At 62.5% G+C, this 15722-nt stretch carries 12 protein-coding genes; 9 read left to right on the top strand and 3 right to left on the bottom strand.

The genetic code is table 11. The features are described 5' to 3' along the window. Positions 1-247 precede the first annotated feature (247 nt). Complete coding sequence (locus ACEN8Z_RS13445; protein WP_495597951.1) at positions 248-1693, bottom strand: sensor histidine kinase; 1446 nt, start codon at positions 1691-1693, stop codon at positions 248-250. Between the two features lie 278 nt (positions 1694-1971). Here ACEN8Z_RS13445 and ACEN8Z_RS13440 point away from each other — a divergent pair, with 278 nt between their 5' ends. Next, positions 1972-3318, top strand: coding sequence for a hypothetical protein (locus ACEN8Z_RS13440; protein ID WP_495597950.1), 1347 nt, complete (start codon positions 1972-1974; stop codon positions 3316-3318). 35 nt (positions 3319-3353) lie between these two features. Then, the gene (locus ACEN8Z_RS13435) at positions 3354-5603 is read left to right on the top strand and encodes an Ig-like domain-containing protein (RefSeq protein WP_495597949.1); all 2250 of its coding nucleotides are present in this window, start codon (positions 3354-3356) and stop codon (positions 5601-5603) included. Between the two features lie 742 nt (positions 5604-6345). Here the strand turns inward: ACEN8Z_RS13435 and ACEN8Z_RS13430 are convergent. Together ACEN8Z_RS13430 and ACEN8Z_RS13425 are read right to left on the bottom strand one after the other, a co-directional pair. Continuing rightward, positions 6346-7752: an FAD/NAD(P)-binding protein gene (locus ACEN8Z_RS13430; RefSeq protein WP_495597948.1), complete on the bottom strand. Its 1407-nt coding sequence runs from the start codon at positions 7750-7752 to the stop codon at positions 6346-6348. 14 nt (positions 7753-7766) lie between these two features. Then, the gene (locus tag ACEN8Z_RS13425) at positions 7767-8330 is read right to left on the bottom strand and encodes an XRE family transcriptional regulator (protein ID WP_116261104.1); all 564 of its coding nucleotides are present in this window, start codon (positions 8328-8330) and stop codon (positions 7767-7769) included. Here ACEN8Z_RS13425 and ACEN8Z_RS13420 point away from each other — a divergent pair. The 7 genes from ACEN8Z_RS13420 (at position 8325) to ACEN8Z_RS13390 (ending at position 15685) form a co-directional block, all read left to right on the top strand. Next, positions 8325-9350: a DMT family transporter gene (locus ACEN8Z_RS13420; protein ID WP_495597947.1), complete on the top strand. Its 1026-nt coding sequence runs from the start codon at positions 8325-8327 to the stop codon at positions 9348-9350. The genes ACEN8Z_RS13425 and ACEN8Z_RS13420 overlap by 6 nt on opposite strands. A 271-nt stretch (positions 9351-9621) precedes the next feature. After that, complete coding sequence (locus ACEN8Z_RS13415; RefSeq protein WP_495597946.1) at positions 9622-12540, top strand: monovalent cation/H+ antiporter subunit A; 2919 nt, start codon at positions 9622-9624, stop codon at positions 12538-12540. Continuing rightward, the gene (locus tag ACEN8Z_RS13410; RefSeq protein ID WP_094952903.1) at positions 12540-12884 is read left to right on the top strand and encodes a Na+/H+ antiporter subunit C; all 345 of its coding nucleotides are present in this window, start codon (positions 12540-12542) and stop codon (positions 12882-12884) included. The genes ACEN8Z_RS13415 and ACEN8Z_RS13410 overlap by 1 nt, the downstream gene beginning before the upstream one ends. Next, positions 12881-14566, top strand: coding sequence for a monovalent cation/H+ antiporter subunit D (locus ACEN8Z_RS13405; RefSeq protein WP_495597945.1), 1686 nt, complete (start codon positions 12881-12883; stop codon positions 14564-14566). Before ACEN8Z_RS13410 ends, ACEN8Z_RS13405 begins: the two co-directional genes overlap by 4 nt. Then, on the top strand, positions 14563-15051 hold the full coding sequence (locus ACEN8Z_RS13400; protein ID WP_108230557.1) for a Na+/H+ antiporter subunit E: 489 nt from the start codon (positions 14563-14565) through the stop codon (positions 15049-15051). Before ACEN8Z_RS13405 ends, ACEN8Z_RS13400 begins: the two co-directional genes overlap by 4 nt. Next, on the top strand, positions 15048-15326 hold the full coding sequence (locus ACEN8Z_RS13395) for a K+/H+ antiporter subunit F (protein ID WP_007986253.1): 279 nt from the start codon (positions 15048-15050) through the stop codon (positions 15324-15326). The genes ACEN8Z_RS13400 and ACEN8Z_RS13395 overlap by 4 nt, the downstream gene beginning before the upstream one ends. Next, a complete protein-coding gene (locus ACEN8Z_RS13390) occupies positions 15323-15685 on the top strand; it encodes a Na+/H+ antiporter subunit G (RefSeq protein WP_007995227.1) in 363 nt (120 codons plus the stop codon). The genes ACEN8Z_RS13395 and ACEN8Z_RS13390 overlap by 4 nt, the downstream gene beginning before the upstream one ends. Positions 15686-15722 lie beyond the last annotated feature (37 nt).

The raw sequence follows: 15722 nt of genomic DNA, 5'->3' as shown, positions 1-15722 counted from the left end.
GAGCCTTTGACCCCGTCAGGCACATCGAAAGAATCTTCGTTGCACTGCGCTTTTTTTCCATCACCAGCCGCCTTGATGTCGTGAAGGGGGGTGATGGTGGTTCTGCAAGGATCTCGCCAATTATGTAATTTCTTTACATAAAAGCATTAACACTCAATAAAACAATGACTTATCAGCATCAATGTGCCACGAGTGGAGAAATGACTGGGGATTGAAACCCGCTAACGGGGATAGTTCCTCCCCATTTTCAGGGGGCCAATTTAAACGACAGACGGACAGTGGTGCCTTCACCTTCACGGCTATCCAGGGTCACCGTACCGCCAAAACGCTCCATGATCCGCTTGACCAGCACCAGCCCGACGCCCAGCCCGCCCTGCTTGGTGGTAAAGAACGGCCGGAAGGCCATGGTGCGCTGTTCTTCATTCATGCCTTTGCCGGTATCGCTCACCCTCACGCTGACGCACAGGGCATCGCGCGGCTCGATCTGGATGGTCAGCGTACCGCCACTGTCCATGGCTTCCACCGCGTTGGACAGCAGGCTGTTGAGGATCTGGGTCAGTTGCACCTGCTGACTCAGGACCATGGGCGTCTGGTCCGGCTCGAACACCACGTTGACCTTGGCCTTGCTGATCTGATGCTCGTAAGCCATCAGGCTGTCATGCAGGGCCGCCACCAGGTTCACCGGTTCAGCCTCGTCAGTGAGCGGTCGCAGGGACTGAAGCAACTCCCTCACCCATGTCGACATGCGATCGACCTGACCAATGATGTCGTTGATGTTCCCGTGTGCCGGTCCGCTGTCGAACTCTATCGCCATCTCGGCGCTTGAACGGATGTTCGCCAACGGATTGCGCAGACTGTGGGCGACCGCCGAGGACACCTCCCCCAGAGCCACAAAGGTTTCGTTAGTGATCAATTGCTTCTGCTGCGTCGCCAGCAGGATCGCCGCCCGCCGCACGATCCAGTACAGCCCCAGGTAAATCAGACCGCCGCCCAGGGCGGTCGCCAGCCAGATCAGCACCAGGCCGCGCTCCATGCGGTTGATCAGGTCCTGCGGTTCCTTGTAAATCTCGACCATCGCCGTTACGGTGCTGCCATCGGCGTCGAACAGGGGAATGTAGTTTTCGATGAAGATGTATTTGGGTGGTTTCAGGAACTTCTGTTCCATGCGGGATTTGTCCACATCGTGGTAGCTGGTCGACACGGGAAGCTTTGAGCTGAACGCCCGGTCGAGGTCTTCATCGCCATGGATCGTGGAGCCCATCAAGGCCGGGTTGGTCGACCAGATCACCATGCGGTCGGGGGCATAGATGTTGACCAGGATCACGTCCGGCAAGTTTTCGATATGGTCGAGGAAATCATCACGGACATTGGTGCGGGACAGCGGGTCGACGTCAGGAAAATCCTTGTCATTTCGTGGGTCGAGCAACTCGCCCATATTCCGGATGTTGGGAATCGACACATTGCGCACCTCGACCGAGGCAATCGCCTGAATGAATTGCGAGGTCAACAGCGCATCGCGCTGCACGCTTTCGGTAAGCACGAACCTTGTAGACACCGCCCCCAGCGCCACCGCCACCGTGCCGATCACCACCATGCTGATCAGTGAAAACCAGCGCAGCAGATCGAACGGCTCCTTGCGCGTGTTCAAGCGAACCTCGCTTTCGGTCACAAGTACTTTGGCGATAGTGTTCATGGACACGGTTCCCGGAAACCTCCTATAGGTTTATAGCCCACACATAGCCGTTTGCCCGAACCTGGGTACTGCGATCCCCACCTCCCGCGCCCCATTCACCCCCAAAGTTGGGGGCAACTGCCCGCCCCCCCAGCTTCCGGGTCTATCGCCAGCGACTGCGCCTAGGCCTTTAGTCCGAGCTTCTCACGGGCGTTTTCGCTGATTGGTATGGAAGTTGCCAAACATCCTGCCAACTGACCAGTCCCCAAGGGGCAGGTACTTCGATAGAGGGAATACTCATGCACCCTTTACTGTCCAAAGCCGCGACTGCCCTGGTCGTGACCGCTCTAGCCCAAGGCATTGCCCAGGCAGCGCTGTTTGCCGTAGACCCCGGACCCTACCTGCCAGCCAATGGCAATTTTGCCGCCTGGTATCAAGATACCCACGGCCGAACCCTTGACCTGTGTTTATCCAAAGCTGTCAGTTCCAGGGTTCCAAGCGCGCCGGGCGCGCCGACTTACATGTGTTCGTTGATTCCGACCCCAGGTATTTTCGACGACACCAAACCGTTGGTCTTCCCGACCAATTTCCCCGACGAAGCGTTCTGGGCCACCGGCGAAACCACCATCGTCGATGCCGCCCGGGGCATCGACCTGACCTATGTCTCGGCGCTCGAGGCAGCCTTCAGTGGCGGTGATCCACTGGAGGGCGACCAGATCAGCTTCGCCCGTATCCGTATTCGCATCGACGTGCCCGCCGCCGGCACTTACGTCATCACCCACCCCTACGGCGTCGAAGTGTTCAACGTCGACACCCCCGGCCGGCGGGCGATCAACATGACCCGGGACATCGGCATCGGTGCGCCAAAAACCTACGACGGCGCGCTCAAGGGCGACGTCGGGCCGTTCCTGCGCAGCGTCAATGGCCCCTACACCGAGACCAACCCGACCACGGGCCAGGCCGAACAATTCGTTGGCGATCCGAACCTCACCGAAGCCGTCACCGGCAGCCCGTTCAACACCAACTACGTGCGCATCGAAGGCCCCAACGGCCTGGACCTGCGCACCAACCTCTTCGCCGTATCCGGCAAGTTGTCGACGGTGGTCCGGCCGACCCCGGTGATCGCCGAGCGCAGCACTTACTCGCGACAGGCCGGCACCAGCGCCCCGGTGGCCCAGCAGGACGTGTTCGTGCTGGCCCCGCCACCACCGGCCACCGTGACTCTGGACAGCAACAACCCGGTCCTGAACTTCACCGAAGCCAACACCACCGGCCACTGGTATGCGCAGTCGCCGAACAATCCGACGCTGCCGAGCACCTTGCAAGTGACCGCCGACAACCACCTGGCCATCGCCAGCAGCACGCCGACCACCTTGCCCATGCCGCTGACCGACCTGGTGACGATCTCGCGCGCCGAGTACAGCCTGAGCACCGGGCAAATCACCATCGTGGCTTCGACCAGCGATGAAACGTCGCCACCGGTACTCACCGCCACCTCCGGCACCGGTATCGCCATCGGCGCCCTGAGTGGCGACGGCGCAGTGAAAAGCCTGGCCACCGGCATCACGCCGATTCCGCCAGCCCAGGTTCGCGTGACGTCATCCAATGGCGGCAGCGATACCGAAGAAGTGGTCATCGTGCAATGAACGCTCACATGCCCAGATCCTCATCAGGAGGCATCATGAACAAATGGCCACGCCTGGCGGTCAACGCCCTGGGACTGACTCTATCGCTGTCCGGCAGTGCTTTCGCGCAACTCGCCGCCGTCGATCCCGGCCCTTACACATTTGCCACCGGGAAATTTCCGATCTGGTATCAGGACAACAATCAACTGTCGATGGAGCTGTGCCAGTCACGCGCCGCCAGCTCGCGGGTCCCCGCCAGTGTGCCACCGGCCTACATGTGCACCCTGTTGCCGACGCCGGGTATTTTCGACGACACCCAGCCGATGGTGTTCCCGGATAACTGGCCAGACGAAGCCTTCTGGTTTCTCGCCGAAACCAGCATTCCCAACAACACCGCCGGCTACGGCATGGATGCCTATGTCGCCGGGATAGAAGCGGCATTCGCTGGCGGAAATCCACTCGATGGCGATCAAATCAGCTTCGCGCGGATCCGTATGCGGGTGAACATTCCCGTCGCCGGGACCTACACCATTACCCACCCCTACGGCGTGGAAACGGTCAACGTCACCACCCCCGGCCGTCGTGCGATCAACCTCACCAGGGACATCGGCATCGGTGCACCGGGTAATTTCAGTGGCGCACTCAACGGTGCAGTCGGTCCGTTCCTGCGCAGCGTCAACGGCCCCTACACCGAGGTGAACCCGGACACCGGCGCCGTCGAAACCTTTGTCGGCGACCCGAACCTCACCGAAGCAGTGACCGGCAGCCCCAACAACACCAACTTCGTGCGCATCCAGGGTCCGGCCGGCACTATCCAGACCAACCTCTTCACCCTGTCCGGCAAGGTGCTCGACAATCGCGCGCAAACCGCGGTGGACATGAGCCGTGCCACCTACCGCCGCACAACTGGCACGGGCGGCACCAACACCCGGGTCGAGGTGTTTGCCAAAGCGGCCAACGGTTCGAGCCTGTGCTTTCGCGAAAGCATCGCCCTGGTACCCGGCCCACCTGTGTCGCCTTGCCAGACCAACATGGTCAGCGATAACAACGGCGTGTTCTTCGCCCAGCATCTGCTGAGCAACGGCACCGTGCCAGCGGTCGTGGTGGTCACCGCCACCAACCCGGCCGGGAGCACCCGCCCGACCTCGGTGTCGAGCAAGCTCTCGGACGTGGTAAAAATCCAGACCGCCCGTTACAGCTGGAGCAACCACAGCCTGCTGATCGAGGCCACCTCCACAGACGAAGTGGTGGTACCGGACATGGTCGCCCAGGGTTACGGAAGGCTGTCGAAAGCCGGCACCCTGCAAAGCCTGACAGTGCCTGACCTGACCCAGCCTCCTGCAACCGTTACGGTGAAATCCGCCGCCGGCGGCAGTGACACCGAGCCAGTCGTCGTAGTAGGTACGGCACCGGACACCGGCGCGAACCAGGCACCGATCGCCGTCGCCGATACCGGCAGCACCAGCTTCGGCGTGCCAATCACCCTCAACCTGCTGGCCAACGACCGTGACCCGGACGGCAACACGCCGCTGAGCATCACCGCGTTGACCCAACCAGCCGCAGGCCAGGGCACCGTGGCACTGAGCGGCACTACAGCAGTGGTCTACACCCCTCCAGCCGTCGTCAACGCGCCGCTGACCACGACCTTCACCTACAAGGCCCAGGACATCAAAGGCCTGGCCTCGACGACAGCGGCAACCGTGACCATTACCGTGGCGCCTAACCGGCCTCCGGTGGCAGTCGCCGATGCGGTCACGACACTGGGTGTGGCGATTCCAATCAACGTACTGGCCAACGACACCGATCCGGAAGGCAACCTGCCGCTGGCGGTCGCCAGCTTCACTCAACCACCGGCAGGTCGCGGCACCGTCAGCAGTAACGGCACGGTGCTCACCTACACCCCGCCAACCACCGTCACCACGGCCTTCACCACGACCTTCACCTACATCGCCCGGGACAGCTTCGGCGCCCTGTCGACGTCGCCGGCCACGGTCACAGTGCAGGTTTCGCCACGGCCTGTTGCGGAAACCTTCGCAGTGACCACCGCAACGGTGAGCGCCCGCTCCAATAACCGCTTCACCTGGAACTTTGCCGGCACCTCATCGGTGACCACCGGCAACACCATCACCGTCAAGGTCACCACGCCGACCGGGCTGGTCACCCTGGGCACCACCTCCGTCCCGGCGAATGGACGCTGGAAGTTGACGGTGAACAACACCACCACGGTGGTTCCGTCGGCGAACCCGACCGCCACGATCACCTCGTCCCAAGGCTCCGTGCGGACGGTGCCGGTGATCGCCAACTGAGCCCGCGCCCCATCAGCCACGTTGGTTGATGGGGCCGGCTTCAACCCTATGGAAAACCGCGGCCTCGGGTGGGGGGCCGCGGTTTTTTGCCGGGTGCATTGATGGAAACAATCCAGCGGTGGTCTGGCTGCCATCACTGGAGCGGTGCCCGACCAAGCTCAATCCAATGGGCTGGGACAACTGCAAGTGAATGGTTGGCTCGTAAGCCGCCATCGCGGGCAAGCCCGCTCCCACAGGGATCGGGGAAGTCCGCAAGACTCTGGTCGGCTGGCAGGCCGCCATCGCGAGCAGGCTCACTCCTACAGAAAAGCAAGGCAGGGCTGCGTACATCCACGCTCTTCACCACTCAACAGGCCGAGCGTTAGCTCGCCTGCAGCTCTTGATCTTGATCCACCCGCCCCCTCGGCAGGCTGAGTGGAGGTGTTCATCCGGGGAGAGGCGCGCAGCGCCGTTCGGCGCAGCCGAACACATCGAGAGGAGGTCGAGCGAAGCCGACCGGAGGCGATGCCCCCGGATGAATGCCGGAGCGAAGGAACCCCGAGCCTAAGCGAGGGGCCGTACGTAAGGGGCGAGACTTTTTGGTTCCTTTTGTGTCGTTTGACAAAAGGGACTCGCCGTAAGGGCGAAACCATAAGCCGCCGTTACCCAAAAAACGGATATGTACTCAGACCCACAACCTGATCGACAAGCCCAACAACGCCAGCACACCGCACTGACTGCGCGGTATGTTGAATGGACGGCCTTAGCGCACCAGCCGCTCGGCCAACGCCTTGGCCTGGCTCGCCACATCGGTGACGGCCGTACTTTCCCACCACATGCCGCGCAACGGCGGCCCCATGGCAAACAGACGGCTGGCAGGCTGACCCTCGGCGTTCAGGACCGCACCATCGACCTCCGCCGCGATGCCCAAGGCCAACGGCCCCGGCCGCACCAGGCCTCGGGCGAGCAATTGCCGGGGCAGCGGTCGCGCGACACGGCGCCAGTCATATTCGATACCGCTGGAGTTGATCAGGGCGGCACCACTGACTACACAGGTCTGCGCCTCGCCGCGCTGTCGAAGGCGGATACTCACCTCGCCATTGAGCGAAGGCTCAAGGCCCTTGAACGAAGCCGCGTGAATACGTAACCGCCCTTCTTTATATAACCGCTCCACCAGTTCGGCACTCAAGGGTGGCGAGCGGTGGTGATGGCTTTCCCACCACGGCCGCACATGCCGCACGAACTGCCGACGCTGCACGTCCGTCGCCTGATGCCACAAGCGGCCGATATGTGCCCGCACCGTGTCCAGCGGCGCCTGCCAGTCGATACCCTGGGCGATGGCGTCCCGGCAGTGTCGACGCAGTTCGCGCATCAACTGGCGGGGTGTGCGGATGCTCTGATCCTGCGCCAGAAAATCCACCCAGGCCGGTGGCTGGCGACGCACATGGGGCAGCAGCCCATGGCGGGAAAACACTTCGATCGGACCACGATGCCCGGCCTGTTCCAGGGACACCACGGCATCGACCATGGTCAGGCCCGAGCCGATGATCATGACCGTCGATAGCGGATCGAGCCGCTGCATGGCTGCCACGTCCCACGGATCGAGGGCCGCAGCGTTCAAGCCGCTGGACCAGGTTTGTGGCGTGCGCGCGGCGGGGAACATACCCGTGGCCAGAACCGCAAACGCCCCTTGCAGGCATTGGCCATCGCTCAGTGTCAGCCGCACGTTATCCGTACCGGTTTGCAAATCCACCACTTCGGCCCGTACATGTCCGACGGTCGAACCGTTCAAGGCACCCACCGCTTGCGCTTCTGCCAGACGCTGCTGCGCGTACAGACCGAATATCCCCCGAGGCGGAAACAATTCGCTGATCGGCACATGCTGCTGGTCCGACTCCGGCCAGCCGCCGCTGGCAATGTAGTCGGTGAGCCATTGGGTCAGGTCGTCGGCGTTGTCCGGATCGACACTCATCCGCGCCGCGTTGCCGTTGAGCGTATGCCCCAACTCCACCGCGCTATAGGCCTCGCCCCGGCCGAGTTCGGCGCGGGGCTCAATCACCAGCACCTTGCGCTTGCCCGGCAGGCGCATCAGCTGCGCCGCCAGCATCGTGCCACTAAGGCCGCCACCGACAATCAGGATGTCAGCGTCATGGGTCAAGGCCTGGTCCATCGTGTTCTCCCTGTTCAGATCACCACGTTACGCACAAACCGCGCCGCCACCGTCCCGTCGTTGCGATAACAGTGCGGCTGGTTGCTGGCGAACATGAAGAATTCACCCGCTGCGATATTCTGTGGCTGGTCACCGAGCATAACGGTCAGACAACCTTCGAAGACATAAATCTGCTCGCTCCAGCCATCGGCGTCCGGCTCCGATGGATACACCTCGCCCGGTTGCAGGCACCATTCCCACTGCTCGACTTCGCGGCTGGCGTGGGCCTTGGAGAGCAACACCGCTTTACTGCCGGGAATGGTGCCGGTCCAGGCCAGCTCATTGATACGGCTGGGATCGCGGGCGTCGGGCGCCTGGATCAAATCACTGAAGGCGACGTCGAGGGCTTCGGCCACCCGGTCGAGGGTGGTCAGGCTGACGTTCTTTTCCCCCGCCTCGATCGCCACCAGCATTCGGCGGCTGACACCGGACTTTTCGGCCAGCGCGGTCTGACTCATGTCGGCGGCATGACGCAATCGACGGACATTCTGACTGACGTGCTGGAGCACCGATGCCCGTTGGGTAGAATCTTTGTGCACTATATTGCTCACTGGGTTGGGTTGGGCAGTATACTGCGCAACATTCGGCGCATTGTGCGTCCCCCTCCAGTAGCGTGCAAGGTCATGACGTCGGTGAACTCCCCAAAGGCTTCCTCCCGTTTTACAAGGCTCAGCAAGGCCGAATGCGTGCTGGTGCTGATCACGATGGTCTGGGGCGGAACCTTCCTGCTGGTACAGCATGCGATGACCGTCAGCGGCCCGATGTTTTTCGTCGGCCTGCGCTTTGCCGCCGCCGCGAGCATCGTCGCCCTGTTTTCCTGGCGTCACTTGCGCGACCTGACCCTGTTCGAACTCAAGGCCGGGTCGTTTATTGGCGTGGCGATCATGCTCGGCTATGGCTTGCAGACAGTCGGACTGCAGAGCATTCCCAGCAGCCAATCGGCCTTTATTACCGCGCTGTACGTCCCGTTTGTGCCGTTACTGCAATGGCTGGTGCTGGGGCGGCGTCCGGGGTTGATGCCGAGCATCGGCATCATGCTGGCCTTTACCGGGTTGATGCTGTTGTCCGGGCCGTCCGGTGCGTCGTTCAACTTCAGCCCCGGTGAAATCGCCACCTTGATCAGCGCCGTGGCCATTGCGGCCGAGATCATTTTGATCAGCACCTATGCCGGCCAGGTCGATGTGCGTCGGGTGACGGCGGTGCAACTGGCGGTCACTTCGGTGCTGTCGTTCCTGATGGTGGTGCCGACCAATGAGGCGATACCGGACTTCTCGTGGTTGCTGCTGTGCAGCGCATTGGGCCTTGGGGCGGCGAGTGCGGCGATTCAGGTGGCGATGAACTGGGCACAAAAAAGCGTTTCACCGACCCGCGCCACGCTGATCTATGCCGGCGAGCCGGTATGGGCCGGGATTGTCGGGCGCATCGCCGGGGAACGCCTGCCGGCGATTGCCCTGCTCGGGGCCGGGTTGATTGTGGCGGCGGTGATTGTCAGTGAGTTGAAGACCAAGGGTAAGGCGGCTGCGGTAGAAGAAGAGCTGGAGCGGGAAACACAGGGTTGAACCGCTAATTCAGCGGTGCATGATCGATTGCTTTCGCGGGCAAGCCCGCTCCCACAGGTTTTGCGGTGTGCACACCGTTTTGTGTACATCCACAAACTCTGTGGGAGCGGGCTTGCCCGCGATGGCGTCCGAGAGGTTAAACCCAACCCTCTGAAACAAGGATAAACACGACTTTTCCATCTACCGTGTAGGATTCTGCGACAGCTTGGCGTTTGGTGATCCGGGAACTGGCACGTATGATGCTTCACAAACTTCCGCAGATTAGAAGCCTATGTCCCTGATAGTTCTACTGCTTCTGCCTTTCATAGGCAGCTGTTTGGCGGCCGTGTTGCCGCACAATGCACGTAACGCCGAATCCCTGCTGGCTGGCCTGATCGCCCTGATCGGCACCCTTCAGGTCGCGCTCCTGTACCCGCAGATCGCCCATGGCGGCGTCATTCGCGAAGAGTTTTCCTGGCTGCCCAGCCTGGGCTTGAACTTCGTCCTGCGCATGGACGGTTTTGCCTGGCTGTTTTCCATGCTGGTGCTGGGCATTGGCACCCTGGTTTCGCTGTACGCCCGCTACTACATGTCGCCGAACGATCCGGTGCCGCGCTTCTTCGCGTTTTTCCTGGCCTTCATGGGCGCCATGCTTGGCCTGGTGATCTCCGGCAACCTGATCCAGATCGTGTTTTTCTGGGAGCTGACCAGCCTCTTTTCGTTCCTGTTGATTGGCTACTGGCACCATCGCGCCGATGCCCGGCGTGGTGCCCACATGGCGCTGATGGTGACCGGTGCGGGCGGATTGTGCCTGCTGGCGGGGGTCATGCTGCTCGGCCATGTGGTCGGCAGCTATGACCTGGACAAGGTCCTGGCCGCCGGCGACCTGATTCGCGCCCATGCCCTCTACCCGATCCTGTTGCCCCTGATCCTGATCGGGGCACTGAGCAAAAGTGCGCAATTTCCCTTTCACTTCTGGCTGCCCCACGCCATGGCCGCGCCGACCCCCGTGTCGGCGTACCTGCACTCGGCGACCATGGTCAAGGCCGGGGTATTTCTGCTCGCGCGGCTCTGGCCATCGCTCTCGGGCAGTGAAGAATGGTTCTACATCGTCAGCGGCGCCGGTGCCTGCACCCTGTTGCTCGGGGCGTACTGCGCGATGTTCCAGAACGACCTCAAGGGATTGCTGGCCTACTCGACCATCAGCCACCTCGGCCTGATTACCCTGCTGCTCGGCTTGAACAGCCCGCTGGCCGCCGTCGCCGCGGTGTTCCACATCCTCAACCATGCAACGTTCAAGGCCTCATTGTTCATGGCCGCGGGCATCATCGACCACGAAAGTGGCACCCGCGATATCCACAAGCTCAGTGGCCTGTTCAAACTGATGCCGTTCACCGCCACCCTGGCCATGGTCGCCAGCGCCTCGATGGCCGGCGTGCCGTTGCTCAACGGTTTCCTCTCCAAAGAGATGTTCTTCGCCGAAACCGTGTTCATCAATGCCACGCGCTGGGTCGAGCTGAGCTTGCCGATCGTGGCGACCATTGCCGGTACCTTCAGCGTGGCTTACTCCCTGCGTTTCACCGTGGATGTGTTCTTCGGTCCGCCGGCGACCGACTTGCCCCACACGCCCCACGAGCCACCGCGCTGGATGCGTGCGCCGGTCGAGTTGCTGGTGTTCACTTGTCTGCTGGTGGGGATATTCCCGGCACAGGTGGTCGGCCCGCTGCTGGCTGCCGCGGCGCAACCGGTGGTCGGCGGCACGCTGCCCGAATACAGCCTGGCCATCTGGCACGGCTTGAACGCGCCGATGATCATGAGCCTGATCGCCCTCTCTTGCGGCACCCTGCTCTACTTGCTGCTGCGCAACCAATTCAAGCGTGGACGCTTCCACTGCCCGCCGGTCATTGGTCGTTTCGACGGCAAACGCCTGTTCGAGCGTGGCCTGATCATGATGATGCGCCTGGCCCGTCGCCTGGAGCCCCGGATGGGTACCAGGCGCCTGCAAATGCAATTGTTCCTGGTGGTGCTCGCCGCCGTGCTGGCCGGGTTGATTCCCATGTTGCACAGCAGCCTTCACTGGGGTGACCGGCCGAAAATCCCGGGGTCGATCGTCTTCGTCACCTTGTGGTTGCTGGCCATCGCCTGCGCCCTTGGTGCGGCCTATCAGGCCAAGTACCACCGCCTCGCGGCACTGACCATGGTCAGCGTCTGCGGCCTGATGACCTGCGTCACCTTCGTCTGGTTTTCCGCGCCGGACCTGGCCCTGACGCAACTGGCGGTCGAGGTGGTGACCACGGTGTTGATCCTGCTGGGCCTGCGCTGGCTGCCACGGCGGATCGAAGAAGTCTCGCCGTTGCCGGGCAGCCTGCGCCGGGCGCGGGTGCGGCGTATCCGTGACTTGCTGCTGTCGACCACGGTCGGTGTCGGCATGGCTTTGCTGGCCTATGCCATGCTGACGCGCCAGACACCCAACGATATTTCTTCGTTCTACCTGAGTCGCGCCTTGCCCGAAGGCGGTGGCAGCAACGTGGTCAACGTGATGCTGGTGGACTTCCGTGGTTTCGACACCCTCGGTGAAATCACCGTGCTGGTGGCCGTGGCCCTGACCGTGTTCGCCCTGCTGCGCCGCTTCCGTCCGCCGAAAGAAAGCCTGCAACTGCCGGCCCAGCAACGCTTGCTCGCGCCGGACGTGGTCACCGACCTGGTCAACCCGCGTCACGCCAGCGACACCGCGCTCGGCTTCATGATGGTGCCGGCGGTGCTGGTGCGCCTGCTGTTGCCGGTTGCGCTGGTGGTGTCGTTCTACCTGTTCATGCGTGGGCACAACCAACCGGGCGGCGGTTTTGTCGCCGGGCTGGTGATGTCGGTGGCGTTCATCCTGCAATACATGGTCGCCGGCACGCAGTGGGTCGAGGCGCAAATGAGCCTGCGGCCATTGCGCTGGATGGGCACCGGACTGCTGTTTGCCACGGCCACCGGGCTGGGTGCGATGCTGGTCGGCTATCCGTTCCTGACCACCCACACCTGGCATTTCTCGTTGCCGCTGCTGGGTGACATTCACCTGGCCAGCGCGCTGTTCTTCGACATCGGCGTATACGGCGTGGTGGTCGGCTCGACCCTGTTGATCCTCACCGCCCTCGCCCACCAATCGGTGCGGGGTCACAAAACCGCTGCCCAGCCTAAATCAGTTGCCATGAAGGAGGTCGTCTGATGGAAGAAGTCATCGCAATCGCCATCGGCGTACTGGCCGCGTCCGGCGTCTGGCTGATCCTGCGCCCACGGACATTCCAGGTGGTCATGGGCCTGTGCCTGCTGTCCTACGGCGTCAATCTGTTCATCTTCAGCATGGGCAGCCTGTTCATCGGCAAGGAACCGATCATCAAGAACGGTGTGCCGCAGGATCTGCTGCACTACACCGACCCGTTGCCGCAAGCGCTGGTGTTGACGGCGATCGTCATCAGCTTCGCCATGACCGCGCTGTTTCTGGTGGTGCTGCTGGCCTCCCGGGGCCTGACCGGCACCGACCATGTGGATGGCCGGGAGCCTAAGGAATGATGGCGATGTCTCACCTGATCGTCGCGCCCATTCTGCTACCGCTGCTGACCGCCGCGATCATGCTGATGCTTGGCGAGAAGCACCGGCCGCTCAAGGCAAAGATCAATCTGCTCTCCAGCTTGCTCGGGCTGGGCATCGCCGTGGCGTTGTTGCAATGGACACAAACCACCGGCGTGCCCGGTTCCATCGGCGTGTACCTGCCGAGCAACTGGCAAGTGCCGTTCGGCCTGGTGCTGGTGGTCGATCGCCTGTCGGCGCTGATGCTGGTGCTGACCGGCATCATCGGCGTCAGTGCCCTGCTGTTCGCCATGGCCCGCTGGGACAGCGCAGGTTCGAGTTTCCACGCGCTGTTCCAGATCCAGTTGATGGGCCTTTACGGCGCGTTCCTCACCGCTGACCTGTTCAACCTGTTCGTGTTCTTCGAGGTGCTGCTGGCCGCATCCTACGGGTTGATGCTCCACGGCTCGGGCCGGGCGCGGGTGTCGTCGGGGTTGCATTACATCTCGATCAACCTGTTGGCCTCGTCGCTGTTCCTGATTGGCGCGGCGCTGATCTATGGGGTTACCGGCACGCTGAACATGGCCGACCTGGCGGTAAAAATCCCGCTGGTGTCCGAAGCCGATCGCGGCTTGCTACACGCCGGCGCAGGGATTCTGGCCGTCGCGTTTCTGGCCAAGGCCGGGATGTGGCCGCTGAACTTCTGGCTGGTGCCGGCCTATTCCTCGGCCAGCGCGCCGGTGGCGGCGATGTTCGCAATCATGACCAAGGTCGGCGTCTACACCTTGCTGCGCCTGTGGACGCTGCTGTTTTCCGCCCAGGCCGGGGCGTCGGCGTTCTTTGGCGGTGAGTGGCTGATCTATGGCGGCATGGCGACCATTGTCTGCGCAGCCATTGCGATCCTCGCCGCACAACGCCTGGAGCGCATGGCCAGCCTGAGCATTCTGGTGTCGGCAGGCATTCTGTTGTCGAGCATCGGTTTCGCCCAGCCGAACCTGGCCGGCGCGGCGCTGTTCTATCTGTTCAGCTCGACCCTGGCGTTGAGTGCGCTGTTCCTGCTGGCCGAACTGATCGAGCGCTCGCGCTCGGCCAATGAAGTCCTGCTCGAAGATGAAGCCGAACTGCTGCCCCGGCCTCTGGAAAGCCTGCATCCGCCCAAAGGCATCAACCTCGACGACGAACAAAAAGCCGTGGTCGGCCAGGTGATTCCCTGGACCATGGCGTTTCTTGGCCTGAGCTTCATCGCCTGCGCCTTGCTGATCATCGGCATGCCGCCGCTCTCCGGCTTTATCGGCAAACTCGGGTTGATCGGTGCCCTGCTCAATCCGCTGGGCCTGGGCAACAGCGGCGACGAGCCGATTTCCAACGCCGCGTGGGGCCTATTGGTGTTGTTGATTGTGTCCGGGCTGGCGTCGCTGATCGCCTTCTCGCGCCTGGGCATCCAGCGCTTCTGGACGCCAGCGGAACGGCCATCGCCCCTGTTGCGACGCCTGGAATGCGTGCCGATCTTTGCACTGCTGGGCCTGAGTATTGCGCTGACCTTCAAGGCAGATCCGCTGCTGCGCTACACCCAGGCCGCCGCCGATGCCTTGTACAACCCGCAGCAATACGTGATGGCGGTGCTCGATACGCGCGTCGTGCCGAACCCGCCGGCCCATGCGACCACGCTGGAGGTGCAACCATGAAGCGCCTGTTTCCTGCACCGTTGCTGTCGCTGGCCTTGTGGCTGCTGTGGTTGCTGCTGAACCTGTCGACCAGCCCCGGCAACCTGCTGCTGGGTGCCGCGCTGGGGTTCTGTGCGCCGCTGATGATGCGCAAGCTGCGTCCGCTGCCGGTACGCATCCGGCGTCCCGGGGTGATCCTGCGCCTGGTCCTGCTGGTCGGGCGTGATGTGCTGGTGTCCAACCTCGCCGTGGCCTGGGGCGTGCTCAATGCGGGTCGCCGCCCGCCCCGTTCGCAATTCATCAAGGTGCCGCTGGACTTGCGTGACGCCAACGGCCTGGCCGCGCTGTCGATGATCACCACGGTGGTGCCCGGTACGGTCTGGTCGGAATTGGCGCTGGACCGCAGCATTCTGCTGTTGCACGTCTTCGACCTGGACGACGAAGCGCTGTTCATCCAGCACTTCAAGGCAACCTACGAACGTCCGTTGATGGAGATCTTCGAATGAGCCCGTTGCTGTCGAACGCGATCCTGCTGAGCCTGTTCTTCTTTTCCCTGGCGATGATCCTGACCCTGATCCGCCTGTTCAAGGGGCCGTCGGCCCAGGATCGGGTCCTGGCGCTGGACTATCTGTACATCGTCGCGATGCTGATGATGCTGGCGCTGGGTATTCGCTATGCCAGTGATACGTACTTCGAGGCGGCGCTGCTGATCGCACTGTTCGGTTTCGTCGGCTCGTTCGCCCTGGCGAAATTCCTGCTGCGTGGTGAGGTGATCGAATGAATACGCCATTGTCGTTGTGGGTGGAAATCCCGGTGGCGATCCTGCTGGTACTCGGCAGCCTGTTTGCATTGATCGGCGCCACGGGCCTGCTGCGCATGCAGGACTACTTCCAGCGCATGCACCCGCCGGCCCTGGCCTCGACGCTCGGGGCCTGGTGCGTGGCGCTGGCTTCGATCATTTACTTTTCGGCGCTCAAGTCCGCGCCGGTCTTGCACGCCTGGCTGATTCCGATCCTGCTGGCGATTACCGTGCCCGTGACCACTTTGCTGCTGGCCCGGGCGGCGTTGTTCCGTAAACGCATGGCCGGGGATGATGTGCCGGCTGAGGTGAGCAGTCGGCGGAGTGAGAGTGGCAGCTAAGCCAAAGTTTTGCAGTGACTGGACCGGCCTCTTCGCG

The sequence above is a fragment of the Pseudomonas sp. Pseusp10 genome, from assembly GCF_059492225.1.
Note: the sequence above shows the minus strand (reverse complement) of the source record. Positions and strands in the feature narration are given on the sequence as shown.

Bases quoted from the DNA above. Each gene is read 5' to 3' on its own strand.
- ACEN8Z_RS13395 (WP_007986253.1), top strand. From the start codon at position 15,048: ATGAGCCCGTTGCTGTCGAACGCGATCCTGCTGAGCCTGTTCTTCTTT.
- ACEN8Z_RS13435 (WP_495597949.1), top strand. From the start codon at position 3,354: ATGAACAAATGGCCACGCCTGGCGGTCAACGCCCTGGGACTGACTCTA.
- ACEN8Z_RS13405 (WP_495597945.1), top strand. From the start codon at position 12,881: ATGATGGCGATGTCTCACCTGATCGTCGCGCCCATTCTGCTACCGCTG.
- ACEN8Z_RS13445 (WP_495597951.1), bottom strand. From the start codon at position 1,693: ATGAACACTATCGCCAAAGTACTTGTGACCGAAAGCGAGGTTCGCTTG.
- ACEN8Z_RS13430 (WP_495597948.1), bottom strand. From the start codon at position 7,752: ATGGACCAGGCCTTGACCCATGACGCTGACATCCTGATTGTCGGTGGC.
- ACEN8Z_RS13400 (WP_108230557.1), top strand. From the start codon at position 14,563: ATGAAGCGCCTGTTTCCTGCACCGTTGCTGTCGCTGGCCTTGTGGCTG.
- ACEN8Z_RS13390 (WP_007995227.1), top strand. From the start codon at position 15,323: ATGAATACGCCATTGTCGTTGTGGGTGGAAATCCCGGTGGCGATCCTG.
- ACEN8Z_RS13440 (WP_495597950.1), top strand. From the start codon at position 1,972: ATGCACCCTTTACTGTCCAAAGCCGCGACTGCCCTGGTCGTGACCGCT.
- ACEN8Z_RS13415 (WP_495597946.1), top strand. From the start codon at position 9,622: ATGTCCCTGATAGTTCTACTGCTTCTGCCTTTCATAGGCAGCTGTTTG.
- ACEN8Z_RS13410 (WP_094952903.1), top strand. From the start codon at position 12,540: ATGGAAGAAGTCATCGCAATCGCCATCGGCGTACTGGCCGCGTCCGGC.